Annotated in this window: 13 protein-coding genes; 8 read left to right on the plus strand and 5 right to left on the minus strand. The window is 72.5% G+C overall.

Going from position 1 to position 15,247, the window contains the following annotated elements:
- Positions 1–54: 54 nt before the first annotated feature.
- The 6 genes from rph (at position 55) to WMF29_RS42395 (ending at position 3,980) form a co-directional block, all read left to right on the plus strand.
- Positions 55–828: a ribonuclease PH gene (gene rph / locus WMF29_RS42370; RefSeq protein ID WP_272102103.1), complete on the plus strand. Its 774-nt coding sequence runs from the start codon at positions 55–57 to the stop codon at positions 826–828.
- Positions 825–1,448 carry an RdgB/HAM1 family non-canonical purine NTP pyrophosphatase gene (gene rdgB, locus WMF29_RS42375; protein ID WP_437325735.1) on the plus strand — a complete coding sequence of 208 codons (624 nt, stop codon included), beginning with the start codon at positions 825–827 and terminating at the stop codon, positions 1,446–1,448. Before rph ends, rdgB begins: the two co-directional genes overlap by 4 nt.
- A 112-nt stretch (positions 1,449–1,560) precedes the next feature.
- Positions 1,561–1,929 (plus strand): AtpZ/AtpI family protein, encoded by a 369-nt coding sequence (locus WMF29_RS42380; RefSeq protein ID WP_437325736.1) that lies wholly within the window; start codon positions 1,561–1,563, stop codon positions 1,927–1,929.
- Positions 1,919–2,383 carry an ATP synthase subunit I gene (locus WMF29_RS42385; RefSeq protein ID WP_437325737.1) on the plus strand — a complete coding sequence of 155 codons (465 nt, stop codon included), beginning with the start codon at positions 1,919–1,921 and terminating at the stop codon, positions 2,381–2,383. Before WMF29_RS42380 ends, WMF29_RS42385 begins: the two co-directional genes overlap by 11 nt.
- A gap of 202 nt (positions 2,384–2,585) precedes the next feature.
- Entirely contained in the window at positions 2,586–3,353 is a 768-nt protein-coding gene (atpB, locus tag WMF29_RS42390) for a F0F1 ATP synthase subunit A (RefSeq protein WP_437325738.1), read from the plus strand.
- 288 nt (positions 3,354–3,641) lie between these two features.
- Complete coding sequence (locus WMF29_RS42395; protein WP_012240589.1) at positions 3,642–3,980, plus strand: ATP synthase F0 subunit C; 339 nt, start codon at positions 3,642–3,644, stop codon at positions 3,978–3,980.
- 87 nt (positions 3,981–4,067) lie between these two features.
- Here the strand turns inward: WMF29_RS42395 and WMF29_RS42400 are convergent, their stop codons facing one another.
- The 3 genes from WMF29_RS42400 to WMF29_RS42410 form a co-directional block, all read right to left on the minus strand.
- Positions 4,068–5,426, minus strand: coding sequence for a L,D-transpeptidase (locus WMF29_RS42400; protein WP_437325739.1), 1,359 nt, complete (start codon positions 5,424–5,426; stop codon positions 4,068–4,070).
- Between the two features lie 72 nt (positions 5,427–5,498).
- A complete protein-coding gene (locus WMF29_RS42405; protein ID WP_437325740.1) occupies positions 5,499–6,653 on the minus strand; it encodes an FHA domain-containing protein in 1,155 nt (384 codons plus the stop codon).
- Positions 6,654–6,771: 118 nt separating this feature from the next.
- A complete protein-coding gene (locus WMF29_RS42410; RefSeq protein WP_437325741.1) occupies positions 6,772–8,385 on the minus strand; it encodes a hypothetical protein in 1,614 nt (537 codons plus the stop codon).
- Between the two features lie 361 nt (positions 8,386–8,746).
- Here WMF29_RS42410 and WMF29_RS42415 point away from each other — a divergent pair, with 361 nt between their 5' ends.
- Both WMF29_RS42415 and WMF29_RS42420 read left to right on the plus strand, forming a co-directional pair.
- A complete protein-coding gene (locus WMF29_RS42415) occupies positions 8,747–12,205 on the plus strand; it encodes a DNA translocase FtsK 4TM domain-containing protein (protein WP_437325742.1) in 3,459 nt (1,152 codons plus the stop codon).
- Between the two features lie 180 nt (positions 12,206–12,385).
- Positions 12,386–12,613 (plus strand): hypothetical protein, encoded by a 228-nt coding sequence (locus WMF29_RS42420; RefSeq protein ID WP_162144043.1) that lies wholly within the window; start codon positions 12,386–12,388, stop codon positions 12,611–12,613.
- Between the two features lie 950 nt (positions 12,614–13,563).
- On the opposite strand, the gene WMF29_RS42425 is transcribed toward WMF29_RS42420, so the two are convergent.
- Together WMF29_RS42425 and WMF29_RS42430 are read right to left on the minus strand one after the other, a co-directional pair.
- Positions 13,564–13,848 carry a hypothetical protein gene (locus WMF29_RS42425; RefSeq protein ID WP_437325743.1) on the minus strand — a complete coding sequence of 95 codons (285 nt, stop codon included), beginning with the start codon at positions 13,846–13,848 and terminating at the stop codon, positions 13,564–13,566.
- A 762-nt stretch (positions 13,849–14,610) separates the two neighbouring features.
- Positions 14,611–15,243 carry a hypothetical protein gene (locus WMF29_RS42430; protein ID WP_437325744.1) on the minus strand — a complete coding sequence of 211 codons (633 nt, stop codon included), beginning with the start codon at positions 15,241–15,243 and terminating at the stop codon, positions 14,611–14,613.
- Positions 15,244–15,247 lie beyond the last annotated feature (4 nt).

The raw sequence follows: 15,247 nt of genomic DNA on the forward strand, positions 1-15,247 counted from the left end.
CCCGCCGCCGCGAGGCGAGCCCGCGCGACGCGCGAAGTGTGCTAAGGCGGCCGCGTGAATCGCCCTGACGGCCGCGCCCTCGATGTCCACCGCCCCGTGGAGATGATCCTCGGGTTCCACCGCAATGCAGAGGGATCCGTCCTCTACCGCGCCGGGAGGACGGTCGTGCTCTGCACGGCGTCGGTCGAGCCCACGGTGCCCGCCTGGATGATGGGCAAGGGCGCGGGCTGGCTCACGGCCGAGTACCAGATGCACCCGCGATCGAGCCCGGCCCGCAGGGAGCCGCGCGACGGGCGGGGCAAGGCCCCGAGCGGGCGCACGCAGGAGATCCAGCGGCTCATCGGCCGCGCGCTCCGGGCGGCGATCGATCTCAAGCAGCTCGGCGAGCAGACGATCGCGATCGACTGCGATGTCCTCGAGGCGGACGGGGGCACGCGGACCGCGTCGATCACCGCCGGGTTCGTGGCGCTCGCGCTGGCGCTCGACCGGATGCGCGCGGCCGGGTCGCTCGAGGCGCCGGTGCTCCGCGATCAGGTGGCGGCGATCAGCGTGGGCCACCTCCCGGGCGGGCTCGCGCTCGACCTCGTCTACACCGAGGACAGCTCGGCGCGCGTCGACATGAACGTCGTGGCGACGGCGGTCGGCTCGATCGTCGAGGTCCAGGCGACGGCCGAGGACGAGGCCATCCCCCGGGCGGAGCTCGATCGCATGACCGACCTCGCGCTCGCGGGCGTGGCGTCGCTCGCGAGCGCGCAGCACCGGGCGCTGTCGAGCGCCGGCGTCGAGCTCTCCGCCCTGTTCCAGACGGATCGCTGGAGAGTCGCGTGAGCCGGGAGCCGCTGCGCCTGCTCGCCGCGACGTCGAACCGAGGAAAGCTCGTGGAGCTGCGCTCGCTGCTCTCCGACCTCCCGATCGAGGTGCTCTCGCTCGCCGAGGTGCTCCCGGGCGCACCGCCGGTGGTCGAGGACGGCGCGACGTTCCTGGACAACGCGCTCCTCAAGGTGCGCGCCGGGGCGCACCGGTCGGCGATGGTGACGCTCGCCGAGGACTCGGGGCTCGAGGTGGACGCGCTCGGCGGCCGGCCTGGCGTCCGGTCCGCCCGCTTCGCGAGGGAAGGCGCGACCGACGCGGAGAACAACGAGGCGCTGCTCGCGGCGCTCGCGGACGTCGCGGACGACCGGCGCCAGGCGCGCTTCCGCTGCGTGATGGTGCTGCTCGATCCGCGGTCCGAGGCGCAGCCCATCGTGACCGAAGGGCGCTGCGAGGGGCGGATCGGCAGGCAACCCAGGGGCGCGGGCGGCTTCGGATACGATCCGCTGTTCGTCGTGGAGGACTACGGACGGACGATGGCCGAGCTCGACGAGGCCGAGAAGAACCTCGTGAGCCACCGCGGCAAGGCCGCACGGGCGATGCGCTCCTCGCTCGAGGCGCTGGTCGCGCGACGGTAAGCGACGGTAGGACGACAGGCGCGGCGACGCCGGACGGCGGTTGACCCCGTCCGGGACCGCTTGTAATCGCGACCGGAGGCACCCAAGTACTGCCCGGTGATCGGATCCCCTGATGAAGCAGGACTGGAAGGCCGTCGGAAGCTACGGGACCGTCGGTCTCGAGGTGGTGCTGTGCATGCTGGTCGGCCTGTTCATCGGCCGCTGGCTCGACGGGAAGCTCGGGACCGATCCGTACCTCTCGGTGCTCTGGTTCTTCTTCGGGATCGGCGCCGCCGGCAAGGCGGTCTTCCGGGCGTGGAAGGAAATGCAGGCCGTGGCCGAGCGCGAGGAGCGCGAGCAGGGGAACCCTGCGCCGAGGTTCGACGACCGGAAGACACGGCAGGACGAGCGCGCTCCGGACGACGACCGCCGGACAGGCTCGAGCGACGACGTCCGCGATCCCGACGGGCTGCAGGACGCGAAGGGGAACGATGAGCGCTGAGCGAAGGCCCGGTACGCCCGGGGGCGACCCGCCCCACGAGGAGCCCGACGCGGAGGAGCGGCCCGGCGTCGGGGACGCCACGATGCGGTCTGTGCTCCGCTGGGTCGCCGGCACGGCCGCGGTCCTGTCCGTGGCCGCGCTGCTCGCGTACGGCGTGCGCGCGGCGCTCGGCGTGTGCATCGGAGGCGCCATCGCGACGGCGAACCTGTACGTCTTCGCGCGCATCGTCGACGCGTTCCTCTCGCGCCGGGGCCACACGGTGTCGTGGACGCTGATCGCGATGATCAAGCTCACCGGCCTGATGGGCGGCGTGTGGCTCATCCTGAAGAGCGAGATGGTCTCGGGCGTCGCCTTGATGGTCGGCTACGCCTCGCTCGTCGTCGGCATCAGCCTGGGGACGCTGTTCGGACCGAAGCCCCCGGAGGACAGAAGCCCGCCGGGCGCTCACGGCTGAGCTCCCGCCGGAACCGGCGCCGCCGAGGGCGACCCGCGCCGCGTGACGAGACTTGGCGCGCTGCAGGGTGCCCACCGTAAACGAGTTGTGGTAGAGGCGAGGCCCCTCGCCCGAGGGCGAATTCCCACAAGGCTCGCCAGCGCTCGCGGCCGTACCGGCACAGCCGCGCGGCTGCCGGCGCGGCGCATCGACGACGAAAGCCATGCCTGAGCACACAGGGTTCCTCACGTACCTCCTGGCGCAGCTCCCCGGACTCCGGGAGAACGCTCGCAACATCGGCAAGACGTTCATCGGTCACCACGCGGTGGACTACCGCGGGACCGAGCCGATCTTCATGAGCCTGCTGATCATGGTGCTGTTCGTGCTCCTCGCCAGCGAGGTCCGCGGCCAGTACCGGCGCCTGAACGAGTCGGTGATCCCGGAGGACAAGCTCACGCTGCGCACGTTCTTCGAGGCGTTCTTCGGCTACTTCTACGGGATGGCCCGGGACGTGATGGGGCCCGCGAACGCGAAGCGGTACTTCCCGCTCATCGGGGGCTCGGCCGCGTTCATCTTCTTCTCGAACGCGTCGGCGCTCATCCCGGGAGTGAACCCGCCGACCTCGAACCTGAACATCACGATCGGGTGCGCGGTCGTGGTGTTCGTCCTGTTCAATTACTACGGGCTGAAGGAGAACGGCTGGAGCTACCTCGCTCACCTCGCCGGGCCGAAGTGGTACCTGGCGCCGCTCATCTTCCCCATCGAGGTCATCTCCACCTGCGTCCGCCCGGTCACGCTCTCGATCCGGCTCATGCTCAACATCGGCGTCGATCACCTCGTGGCGAGCATCTTCCTCGGGCTCGTCGCGCTGTTCGTCCCGGTGCCCCTGATGTTCCTGGCGATCATCGTCATCGTCGTGCAGACGCTGGTGTTCTGCCTGCTGAGCTGCATCTACATCGGGCTCGCGACCGAGAAGGCAGACCACCACTGACCGCTTCGCCTGACCGCCTGGTCAGCCGCCCACCGGCGCCGCGGAGAATGGCGCTGGAGGTGAAGAGAAGGCTAGCCAGCCCTCGAAAATCGGATTAGAGGGGCCCCGCTGTCGATGGGTTGCCCCACGAGGTGGTGGTTCGCGGAAGCGCGGCCCCTACCGAGCAGTAGCAGAGGTCCCTGGAGCGATCCCCGGATCTCGATGGGGGACCGCCCCGCGGCCCCCGACCCACGCAGATGTTTCGCATGCAGCCCCGCGGGCTGTGTGGCTTGAAAGGAGCAGATTCGGATGTCGCTGAAGAGCAAGCTGTCGCTGTCCGCCGTTGTCGGCACTGCGCTGGTACTGGTTCCCGCTATGGCGCTGGCGCAGGATGGCGCGGCGTCGAACAAGTACGACGCGAACTCGTGGCTCGCCGTCGCTGCCGGATTCGCGATCGGCATCGCTGCCCTCGGCGGCACCATGGGCCAGGGGCGCGCCGCAGCCGCCGCCCTGGAGGGCATCTCCCGGAACCCGGGCGCCGCTGCCCGGATCCAGACCCCGATGATCCTCGGCCTGGCGCTCATCGAGTCGCTCGTGCTCCTCTCCTGGGTCATCGCGTTCTTCCTCCAGGGCAAGATCGCCCCCTGAGCCAGCGCTCGCCGCGCCCATCGGGCCCGGCTCCGCTGCTCCTTCCCGCCCCCCTCACAGCTACCCCGACGGGCCTCGCGCCTGCCGCTACCTCACGCGCACGACGGTGCCCGGCTCGTGCGCCGTGGGGAGGACGGCCGTCCAGCCGGCGGGGAGCCGGGGCGACGTCCACCAGAACAGCCGCTGCGCATCGAGCGGAGCCAGGTTCACGCAGCCGTGGCTCCGCACCTGGCCGAACGAGCGATGCCAGAACGCGCCGTGGAGCCCGATCCCCTTCGAGAAGTACTGGACGTAGGGGACGTCCTCGATCCGGTAGTACCGCTCGGCGGCCTCGTCCTCGAGGTTGTCCATGTCCGAGGTGAGCAGCTTGGCCCAGATCCGGAAGGTGCCGGCGGGCGTCGCGCGCTGCGACCCGGGCGCGCCCTTGCCGGTCGAGACCAGCGTCGCGAACACGGGGCGACGCCCCTCGTAGGCGACGAGCGTCTGCGTCGAGCGCTCGACGTCGATCCAGCGCTCACCCGCCTCGACGTCGATCTCGGGCGGCGGCGCCGCCGACGGGCGCCGGAGATCGCGGGTCGAGATCCACGCCGCGACGTCGCCCTCGGCGATCCGCGCGAGCTTCCCCGAGGCGCCCTGCGCCTCCTCCAGATAGGGGACCACCTCGAACCGCGCCTTGCTCTCCTCGGTCCGCGTGAAGCCCGCCCCCGTCCGCGTGTAGAGCGGAGCCCGCTCCGACACGACCCACGCGGTCGCGATCTCGGCGGCGCCCGGCGCGACGTCCACCCCGTGGAACGCGAACGCGCGCACCGGACCGAGATCTCGCATCGGCAACCAGAAGCCGCTGTTCGTGCGGCCGTACCGGGCGCCTCCCTCGATCCGCTCCTCGACGATCGCCACCGCGAAGCCGGGCTCGAGCTGCGCGTCCGGCGCGTCGATGTCGGCCGCCTCGGCCCGCCGATAGCCGAAGGTCCCGTCGGGGCCGACGAAGTAGTAGCGGTACGGGAGCCCATCCGGCATCTCGCGCCACGTCCGCACCAGCGGGCTGATCGGAGCCGCGGCGGAGAGCTCGACGGCGTCGTCACAGACCCAGGCCGCGGCGCCCACCTCGAGCCAGCGCCCGAGGCACCCGCCGGCGCGCCTGGCCGCAAAGATGGGCAGCTGCACGTTGCGATCGACGGAGCCGCGCCGGCGCGCGCCCTCGCCGGGGGCGTCGAACAGCGGCTGGTCGCGCTTGAGCACCCGCGCGCTCCTGACCGACGCCGGCAGCGGGGCGTCGCCCGCCGAGACCCACGGCGGCAGCTGCGAAGCGAGGACCGCTCCGCCCCAGATCGCCACGCCGAGGCCGACCACCGCGGCGCCGCCGCGCAGCGCGCCCCGGCGCGCTCGTCGCAGCGCGCCCCGGCGCCGTTCCTGCGGGCCGAGCTCGGCGCCTCCACGCTTGGTCATCCTGCAGCGGGATCCTAAGCCCTCGCCTGCGCTCCAGCCAAACTCCCGCCTGCGCGCCTGCGGTCGGCGGGCTCAGCGGTAGGAGAAGCGCACTTCGTGATCGCAGATCCGGAAGAGATCGCCCTCGACGATGGCCTTCCGGGCGATGCGCTGGCCGTTGTACTCGACGCCGTTCGTCGAGCCCATGTCGACCATGTAGTACTGGCCGTTCAGGAACTCGACCATGGCGTGCTGGCGCGACACGTTCGGGTCCTTGATCGTCAGATCGCTCGACTGCTTGCCGCGCCCGATGATGAACCGATCCTTGTTCACCACGAACCGCTGCCCCGCGTAGAACGCGGCGAGCGTCGGGCCGACGGGGACCTGATTCGGCATCCCCATGGCCATCGGCGGCGGACCCGGCACGCTGCTGGATGCCTGCGGCGGAGCGATGTACGGCGGCGGCGACAGGGGGGGCGCGAGCGGCGGCGCCACCGGCGGTCCCATCGGCGAGGCGTAGCCGGCGGCGTTGCTCAGCGGCGGAGGCGGCGGGGGCCCCGAGCGGCTCGCCGCGGCGCCCGGGAGGCTCTGGCGGCCGCCGGGGTTCGTGACCTGCGACGGGAGCGGCGGCGGCGCGCCGAGGCGCGTCACGCTGGTCGGCGGAGGCGGCGGGCCGCCGACGCGACCCGGGACGGGCGGCGGCACGGGCAGGCTGGGCCGCTTGCCGCCCGCGTTGCTGCTGCCGGGGGGCGGCGGGGGCGGCGGCGGCGCGCCCGCACGGACCTGCCCCGGAGGCGGTGGAGGGGGCGTGATCGCCGGGACCGGCGTCGGCCCTGGCCCGACGGGCGTCACGCCGTACGGCGACGGCGCGCCATACGCAGGCGCCCCGGCCGAAGCGCCGTAGGGCATCCCCGCTGCGGGCTGCTGCTGCAAGCCTCCCAGCGGCGGCGCCGAGCCGGACGTCGCCAGCCCGGGCGGCTGGGGCGTCGCGAGGGGAGGTGGCGCGCTGGCCTGATGAGCGTGCGGGACCGCCATGTGCCCGGAGGGGGGCACCGCGTCGCCCCTGGCGGGCGGCGGGAACGGCGTGCGCGGGCTGTAGCTTCGCTGCCGCGCGTACTGCTTCATCGACTCATTGATGAGGTAGTCGATGGAGCACTCGAGCTCGCGCGCCATCTGCTCGAACGTCTCCCAAAGGACATCGCGACACTGGAACGTCCGTGCGCTTTTCTTGTTCGGATCCGCGCTCATCTCTACCCAACGATAATGGAGGATGAATTGCGCTGGGAAGCCTCCTCCCGGCCTCTTCCCTGCAAGCAACTGACGGCTCTGGGCCGCGCGTGCCGCGCGCGGCGGACGAAGAAGCGCGTCACTTCTTCTCGCCCTTCTCGAGCTCCGGCTTCCTGTCCTGCATGGCCGGCTCGATGCAGTACTGAACGAACTCGCCGACGGTCTTCACGTCCCTGAGCTCGCGCTCGGTCGATCCCTCTTTCTGCACCTCGCACGCCCACTTGCAGTCCGGGTCGGCCTCGCAGACCGGCACGCGCGTCGTGTCGCCCTCGAGCGGCTTGACCGCCGGGAGATCGGCCGCCGTGCCGAAGGTGAAGTAGTAGGCGATCGCGCTCGTCCGCGCCGCCGCGGGGCCCGCGGCGAAGTGCTTCTTCAGCGCCTCGACGGGCGAGCCCTCCTTCAGGTCGCCGAGCGCCGCGCCGTACGTGAGCGCCTCCGGCATGGCGAACCCCTTGCTGTCCTTGCTGTCGGGGAGCCTGCTCATGAACTCGTCGATGTGCTTCACCGTCGACATCTTCAGGATGGTCGCGGCGGCGGCGCGGCGGATCTTCCACTTGTCGGTCTTGAAGAGGCCGTAGAGCTTCTCGACGACGAGCTCACGCGGCATCTCGCCGACGCGACGGAAGGCCTGGTCGAGCACCGCGTCGGGCGCGTCCGCGGTCGCGATCTCGAGGATGCGCTGGATGTCGCTCGGGTTGTTGCGATCGAGCCGGCCTTCGAGCGCGGCGAGCGCGGCCTGGCGGCGCTTCTCCGGCTGATCCTTGTTCGCCGCGAACCCGAGGAGGAAGTCCACCGACGGCCTGCCGCCGAGCTTCTTCATCGACCCGAAGACCCGGAACAGCTCCTCCTCCTGGTACTGCGCGAGCTGCGCCTCGAACTGCTTCTCGGTCGGGTCGAGCTTCGACGCGGCGTTCGCCGCCTGGAGCTCGGGCTTCTTGACGGTGGTCCACTCGCTGGAGGTGACGAACCTGGCGATGGCGACCAGGTTCGCGGAGGCGGCCTCCTTCGTCGGCGGGTCGCCGTACTCGGCCACGAGCGACGCGAGCTGGTCGAGCCGCTTCGCCTCGCGGGTCATCAGCTTCGGCAGGCCGGACACCGCGGCGGGGCCGATGAAGCGCAGGAGCTGCTCCATCCCGTAGGCCTGCGAGCGGTCCTCGAGCCGGTGCTCGAAGTCCGCCATCGCCCAGTCGATGAGCGCGGCCTTGAGCCCCTCCTTCAGCCCCTCGTCCGCGATGATCACGGTCCGATCCGACGTGAGCATCGCGTACGCCGTGTCCTTGTAAGGGAAGGACGTGTCCTGCTGGAGCGGCTGCCCTGGCTGCGCGACGGGCGGCGGCTTCCTGAGCTCGGCGATGATCGACGGCACGAGCGCCGCCACGATGGATTGCCGGGCCTCCGGCGCCATGGTCGCGAGGGTCTCGACCATGATGCCGATGCCCACGCGCCGGCCCTGCCGCGGCTTCATGCGGATGAGCGACGTGGCCGCCTCGACGCGGAGCGAGCTGTCGTACTTATCGTGAAACAGCACCGCCCTGAGCTTGTCCGGGCCGTGCGCCGTGGTCTCCCACCGGTGGATGTCGTCCTCGTTGACGCGGCACCCGCTCGTCGCGAGCCCTGCGCCCGCGGTCGCGAGGCACAGCAAAAGAAGGCCCGCAGCGCCGACGCGCCGCCCTGCTCGTTCGACAGTTTCCATGCACGTCCCAGGAGGGTCGGGATGGTACCGCCCGCAGCGCTCTGTTTGAAAGAATTTCAAGGCCGGGATAGAGAGGAGCCTTTTCAAAGTCTGCGCGAAATCTGGCCAGAACTCCAGCGCGCCGACGGTCTGCGATCCCTCCCGGCCTCCCTCCCCTGGCCTACGCTGCCTGGAAGCGCCTGCTTCGCCCTCCCCGGCGAGCTCAAGCCCACGCGACGCATGGCAGCGACCAGACCGCCTCGCCCCTTCATTGTCCGTCCTCCTCTTCCGGTTCCGGTCTCTTCCACTTCTTGCAGCCCTCCCATACTTCTTGCCCCCGGAGCGGAGTACGCATATGTGAGCAAGGTAGGTACAGGTAGGTATGCACGTCCCCTTGTTCGCTCCTCGCCGTGCCCAGCCCGCCGCCGGCCTTGGCGAGCCCTTGCGGTCCGGGGCGCGCGGCGCCGCGCGGACCAGCCCAGCAGGGATCGCGGGTCCTGCTGCGCCGCCGGGCCATGGCTACGCCCGGGATGCGGCGGCGCTGGTTCTTCTTGTGTCGGCCCTGTACAGCGCGCTGGCGCTCGCCTCCTTCCGCGCGGATCCGATGCGGCCGGAGGTCGCGGGCGACGACTGGGTGGGTCCCGTCGGCGCCGCGCTCGCGGGGACGTCGATCGAGGCGATCGGCGTCATCGCGTGGTTCGTCCCGCTCGAGCTCGCGCTGCTCGCGATGCCGCTCCTGGGGGCGAAGCGCTCGATCGCCAGCCTGTTCCGGCTGAGCGGCGACATCGTGGTGGTCATCGTGCTCGCGGCGCTCGCGCACGTCGCGTTCCCGCGCGCGGTCGCGTTCGGCGCGATGCCGCTCGGCGGGGCCGTGGGCGAGCTGTTCGGGGAGGTGCTGCGCGCGCTCTTCTCGAACATCGGGTCCTACATCATCGGGCTCACCATCGTCGCGCTCATCCTGATGGGCCGCGCGACGTTCTCGTTCATCGAGCTCGCGCACCGGGCCGAGCAGCTCGCGATCGCCGTCGCGATGCGCGTCGCCGGCTGGGCGCGCGCGCTCTTCGGGGCATGGGCCGCGGCGCGCGACCTGGAGCGGCAGACCGAGGTCAAGACGCAGAGCGCGCCCCCGATCATCGCGCGCAACTCGAGCCCCGACGCGATCATCGCCGCGCTGGCCGACGACGCCGACGAGCGGCCGTCCGATCCCTCCGCCAGGGCAACGCCCGTCGAGCCGGCGCCCGTCGAGGCGCCGGCGCTCGATCTCTGGAAGAGCGCCCCGTTCGACGCCTCCCCCGAGGAGCCGGCCGCCCCGGCGAAGCCGCGGCGCGGGCGGAAGGCGCAGGCCAGGGAGCCGCGCGAAGCGGCGCAGCAGGGCGCCGAGCCGCGCGGGGCAGAGCCGCGCGACGCCGAGCCGCGCGAGGTGGCGATCCACGGCGGTGAGGCGCACGAGCTGGTGATCCACGGCGCCGAGCCCCGCGAGCTGGTGATCCACGGCGGTGAGGCGCACGAGGTGGTGACCCACGGCGCCGAGCCCCGCGAGGCGGCGCCGCGGGACGACGAGCCGCGCGAGGCGGCGTCGCGCGGCGCCGAGCCGCGAGGCCGGGCGCAGCGCGTTGCCGAGCCGCGCGAGGGAACGCAGCGCCGAGCAGCACGGCGTCGCGCCGCATCTCCCGCGGCGCCGCGCGGCGCCGCCGCCGAGGAGGACGGCGATGAGCCGTCGTTCGGGGGCGAGGCGCACATCGACGAGGAGCAGGGCGACCTCGACGAGGAGCAGGGCGAGGTCGACGAGAATCAGGGCGACCTCGACGAGAATCAGGGCGAGGTCGACGAGAATCAGGGCGACCTCGACGAGGACGAGCCCGTGGCGCTCGCGGCGCTCGATCCGGGCGACGACGAGATGGTGACCGCTCTCGGGGAACCGGAGGACGTCGACGTGCCGACACCGTCGCCCATCCTGCCCGTGCGTCACCGGCGCGAGCTGCCCGCGCGCGAGCACAACGCCGCGGTGGCTCACCGCGAGCTGCCCGCGCGCGAGCAGAACGCCGCGGTGGCTCGTCGCGAGCCGCCGATGCGCGAGCTGCCCGCACGCGAGCAGGACGCCGCGGTGGGTCACCGCGAGCTGCCCGCGCGCGAGCAGGACGCCGCGGTGACTCATCGCGAGCTGCCCGCGCGCGAGCCGGACGCCGCGGTGGCCCACCGCGAGCCGCCGCCCGCCATCGGCTCGGAGCGGGCTCGCGCGGTCGCGCCGCGCGACCCGACCATCGTCGATACGAGCCGCGCGCTCGTCAGCGAGAAGCCGGCCGTGGTGAAGGTCGTCCCGGCGACCGGGGCAGGCTTCCGCCTGCCGATGACGGACATGCTCGAGGCAGCCGCGGGCGGGCGCCTCCAGCTCGACGCGGATCAGCTGAAGGCGACCGCGCAGCTCCTCGAGAAGACGCTCGCCGACTACGGCGTCAGCGGGAAGGTCGAGGAGATCCACCCGGGGCCGACCGTGACGACGTTCGAGGTCTCCCCCGCCGCCGGCACCAAGGTGTCGAAGGTCGCGGGGCTCGCGGACGACCTCGCGCTCGGCCTCTCGCGCAAGGTCCGCATCGTCGCCCCCATCCCCGGCAAGAACCGCATCGGCTTCGAGATCCCGAACGAGCACCGCCTGCCCGTCAACCTGCGCGAGCTCGTCGAGGATCGCCGCTTCGTCGAGATGAAGGCGCCGCTGCCGTGCGTGCTCGGCCGCGACATCATCGGGACGCCTTACTTCGCCGACCTCGCGTCGATGCCGCACGTCATCGTCGCGGGCGCCACCGGCGCGGGCAAGAGCGTGGGCCTCAACGTGATGCTGGTGAGCCTGCTCTTCCGCAAGACGCCGGAGGAGCTCAGGCTCCTGATGATCGATCCCAAGGTCGTCGAGCTCGCGCCCTTCGATCGCATCCCGCACCTGCTCCTGCCGGTCGTGACGGACATGAAGCAGGCGGCGAACGCGCTCAAGTGGGCCGTCGACGAGATGGAGCGCCGGTACCAGCTCTTCGCGAACGCGGGGACGAAGAACATCACGACCTACAACGCCTGGGTCGAGCGCGTGCAGCGCGGCGAGGCGCGCCCGCCGAAGCCCCCGGCCAAGGTGAGCGCCGTGGGCGCCGACGGGCTCGAGGTGGAGATCGACGCGGCGAAGGACGGATCGGACGCGGCGCTGCCGGAGAAGATCCCCTTCATCGTGATCGTGGTCGACGAGTTCGCCGACCTCATGATGCAGCAAGGCAAGGACGTGGAGGCGAGCGTGGCCCGGCTCGCGCAGAAGGCGCGCGCCGCCGGCATGCACGTGATCCTCGCGACGCAGCGGCCGAGCGTCGACGTGATCACCGGCATGATCAAGGCGAACTTCCCCACGCGCATCGCCTTCCGCGTCGCGCAGAAGGTGGATAGCCGGACGATCCTCGACGAGCAGGGCGCGGAGCACCTGCTCGGCCGCGGCGACATGCTGATCAAGATGAACGGCTCGAACGATACGCGCCGCGTCCAGTGCCCGTTCTGCTCGGAGGAGGAGGTCCAGAAGATCACCGACTTCCTCCGGCTCCAGGGCGAGCCCGTCTACGACGAGGCGATCCTCCGGCCCCGAGACGACGAGGGCGAGGAGCCCGACACGTCCGACGCGGAGACCGATCCGATGTACGACGCCGCGGTTCGCATCGTGGCCGACACCCGGCGCTGCTCGACCTCATGGCTGCAGCGCAAGCTCGGCGTCGGCTACAACCGCGCGGCCAAGCTGGTCGAGGCAATGGAGAAGCGCGGGCTCGTCGGGCCCGCGAACGGCGCCAAGGATCGCGAGGTGCTGATCGCGCCGATTTGACCCCATGTGATTTATCTTGACGCCACTGCACAACGGGTATTGGCACGCGGCCGACCCGGGCAAGCGGGACAGACGAGATGTCGAGGAGCACACAGCGTCGAGGTGCCCGCCGACGGGGCTGCGCGCCGGCATGGCGGTTCTTTTGACTTTCCCGTTCGAATGCTTCATGGAGCACCCAGGATGGCGCCCGAGGAAACGCGCACGCGTCTGATTGCCCAGATCGCGAGCCTCCTGAACGACGGGACGATGCCCGCAGACGCCCGCGCAGCGGGGCTGACGCTCATCGGCTGGCTCGCGAGACGCATGCCCGGAGAGGCCGCATCGCGGGATGGTGTCGAGGAGATGTGCCGTCGGGCGGCGGTCCTGGGCTGCCGGCCGCGGCGCATCGGCGGACGGCGCTCCACCTGACCCGGCGTCATTGCACAGGCCGCGGACGCGCCAGCGCGTGCCCCGTGCTCAACCAGGATCGGCCAGGCCCCCTGGCCGAGCGCTCTGCGGACGCTCGCGGCGCTCGCTCCTTATACGTCGGGCTGCGTCGAATTCACGTCGGAGCGTCGCCCCGGACCTGCGTTCGCCTCGCGAATGTGGGCCAGCACCGGGTTCTGACGGGCACCTGATGGGCAACGACGGCGAGGCGAGCGCTAAAAGCGACATCCGTACCGTAATTTGTACGTGCCGTAGCGAGCGCGGCTAAGCTCCTGGGTGGCGCGGCTTTCCGCGCCGCGGGGCTCGCGCGACGCCCGATCCGGGACGTCGGCTCGCTCGGTACCATGGGGTAAACGGCCGCAGTGGGGCCTGTGATAGGTGGTGTTGCTCATGGCGAACCGCGTGGTCGCCCTCCCCGAACCGCACCCGAATGACGATGAAGATGTCGTGTGGGGGATCTCCACGGCCAGCGCGCTGTGGGCGCGCGGCGAGCGGCGCGACGCTATCGTGTGGCTGCGACGCGCGGCCGACGCCGCCGGGGCAGCCGGGCAGCCGTTCCGCGCCTCGGAGCTCGGGCTGTGCGTGACGGCGCTCGAGGAGGTGATGGCCTCGGAGGTCGGGCAGCCGAGCGATCCCGATCTCCTGGAGACCATCGACAGCGAAGGCGACAAGCCGCCCCCGTCCTCTGACGAGGCGCCGCCGTCGGACGAGCAGACCTGGCGCCGCCGCATGTCGCTCACGCAGGAGCTGCGCGCCTCGATGCCCTCGATCGAGATCGACATGTTCGAACCGCTCTCGCAGCCGGAGCTGGCGGCCGAAGCAGAGCGACTGACGGCATCATCCCGGCCGTCGCCGCCGCTCCGCCCGGATGCAGAGGGCGGACCAGGCGCCGGAGCACGACCGATCGCGCCGTTTTCCCCCGCGCCGCCCGCTCAGCAGCCGCCGCCCTTCGCCCCGGCGGCTCCGCCCGTCTCGCGCTCGCAGCCGCCGCCCTTCGCGCCGGCGGCTCCGCCCGTCTCGCGCTCGCAGCCGCCGCCCTTCGCGCCGGCGGCTCCGCCCGTCTCGCGCTCGCAGCCGCCGCCCTTCGCGCCGGCGGCTCCGCCCGTCTCGCGCTCGCAGCCGCCCCCCGCCGCGTACCCGCAGCGGCTCGACCCACCGCACGCGGCGCCGCCGGCGCCGCCGACGGCACCCTCGGCACCACCGACGGCCGCGCCCAACGTCCAGGCCGGGGCGATGTACCGGAGTCAGCCGCCGCCGGCGGCTCCGCTGCCTGCCCCCATGGCGAGCGCCATTCCGCCGCTGCCTCCCGCGCCGGGGGTTCCGTCGTTCCGGCAGCAGCTCACCACGGACCCGCTTCTGGTGACGGCGCCGGCGAAGACACAGAGCGCGCAACCGCCCGCCCCGATACCACCGCCGGCCATTCCGCGGGGAGCATCGCGGCGGCCGTCTTCGATTCCCCCTCGGCCTGCCTCCGTGCCCACACCGCAGGAGCCGCAGTCTGCCCTGCCTCCGTCGCCGGAGCGCGGCCGCTCCGACCCCGCGATGAGCCCCCTGCAGCCCCCGCGTCCCGCCGGGGTACGCTCCATGAGCGAGCCACCGCCCCCGGCACCGCGACCTCCGTCAGCGCTTCCGGCGGTACCTCCACCTGCTCCACCGCTGCCGAGCCTCATCGCGGAGCCGCGACCGCCGCCAGCGCCGGGAGGCGTCGCGCCCGCGTCGCGCCCGCCGTCGTTCAGACCTCCGCCAGCGCCGCATCCGGCGTCCCTCGGACTTCCGCCACCGCCGCACCCGCCGTCGTTCGGGTCTCCACCCGCGTCGCACCCGCCGTCGTTCGGGCCTCCACCAGCGCCGCATCCGCCGTCGTTCGGGCCTCCGCCAGCGCCGCACCCGCCGTCGTTCGGGTCTCCGCCCGCGTCGCACCCGCCGCCTTTTGCGCCCCCGCGCCCGCAGCCTGCGGCAGCACCGCATCCGCCGTCTTTTCAACCTCCGCGCCCGCAACCTCCGCCTCCGTCCGCCGTGCCGGCGCCCGCTGTACCGTCAGCTGGCGTGCTTGCACCCCCGCAGGTGCTGCCCCCGCCGGTGTCGCCGCCGTCTTTCGCGCCGCCGCAGCCGCCGATCAGCACGCCGCCACACCCGCAGGCTCTGCCTCCCCCGACGCCGCCGCCGCCCACGCTGGCCTCCGCCATACCGCCGCCCGGCGCGCTGCCGCCGCCCGGCGCGCTGCCGCCGCCCGCCGCACCTCCGGCGCCAGCCACGCGTCCACCGTCGCTCTCGGCCACCACCACGCCGCATCCGGCGCCCCTCGCGCCTCCGCCTCTCACGCCTCCGCCCCCCGCGACGCCGCCGCTGGCGTCGTCGATGGCGGTCGCGCCGCCTGCTGCGCCTCCCGATGCGCCCTCGGGGGTCGCCACGCTACCGCCATCACCTGCTGTGCCGCCGCTCGCCGCGCCGTCGCCGGCGTCCGTCCCGCCGGCCGCAGCGCCCGCCGCGCCATCGTCGCCGGTATCCGCCGCACCTCTGGCCGCAGCGGCTTCGCTCCCGACATCGGCGTCGCACCAGGCCCCGAGCCCGCCGGCCCCCGCCGACGAGCACGCGCCCAGCGACGACGACATCGGC

The sequence above is a fragment of the Sorangium sp. So ce381 genome (genome assembly GCF_051473845.1).
In the GTDB taxonomy this organism is placed as follows: domain Bacteria; phylum Myxococcota_A; class Polyangia; order Polyangiales; family Polyangiaceae; genus Sorangium; species Sorangium atrum.

Bases quoted from the DNA above. Each gene is read 5' to 3' on its own strand.
- WMF29_RS42430 (WP_437325744.1), bottom strand. From the start codon at position 15,243: ATGTCGTCGTCGCTGGGCGCGTGCTCGTCGGCGGGGGCCGGCGGGCTC.
- WMF29_RS42395 (WP_012240589.1), top strand. From the start codon at position 3,642: ATGTCGCTGAAGAGCAAGCTGTCGCTGTCCGCCGTTGTCGGCACTGCG.
- WMF29_RS42405 (WP_437325740.1), bottom strand. From the start codon at position 6,653: ATGAGCGCGGATCCGAACAAGAAAAGCGCACGGACGTTCCAGTGTCGC.
- WMF29_RS42415 (WP_437325742.1), top strand. From the start codon at position 8,747: ATGCACGTCCCCTTGTTCGCTCCTCGCCGTGCCCAGCCCGCCGCCGGC.
- WMF29_RS42400 (WP_437325739.1), bottom strand. From the start codon at position 5,426: ATGACCAAGCGTGGAGGCGCCGAGCTCGGCCCGCAGGAACGGCGCCGG.
- WMF29_RS42385 (WP_437325737.1), top strand. From the start codon at position 1,919: ATGAGCGCTGAGCGAAGGCCCGGTACGCCCGGGGGCGACCCGCCCCAC.
- WMF29_RS42380 (WP_437325736.1), top strand. From the start codon at position 1,561: ATGAAGCAGGACTGGAAGGCCGTCGGAAGCTACGGGACCGTCGGTCTC.
- WMF29_RS42420 (WP_162144043.1), top strand. From the start codon at position 12,386: ATGGCGCCCGAGGAAACGCGCACGCGTCTGATTGCCCAGATCGCGAGC.
- WMF29_RS42410 (WP_437325741.1), bottom strand. From the start codon at position 8,385: ATGGAAACTGTCGAACGAGCAGGGCGGCGCGTCGGCGCTGCGGGCCTT.
- atpB (WP_437325738.1), top strand. From the start codon at position 2,586: ATGCCTGAGCACACAGGGTTCCTCACGTACCTCCTGGCGCAGCTCCCC.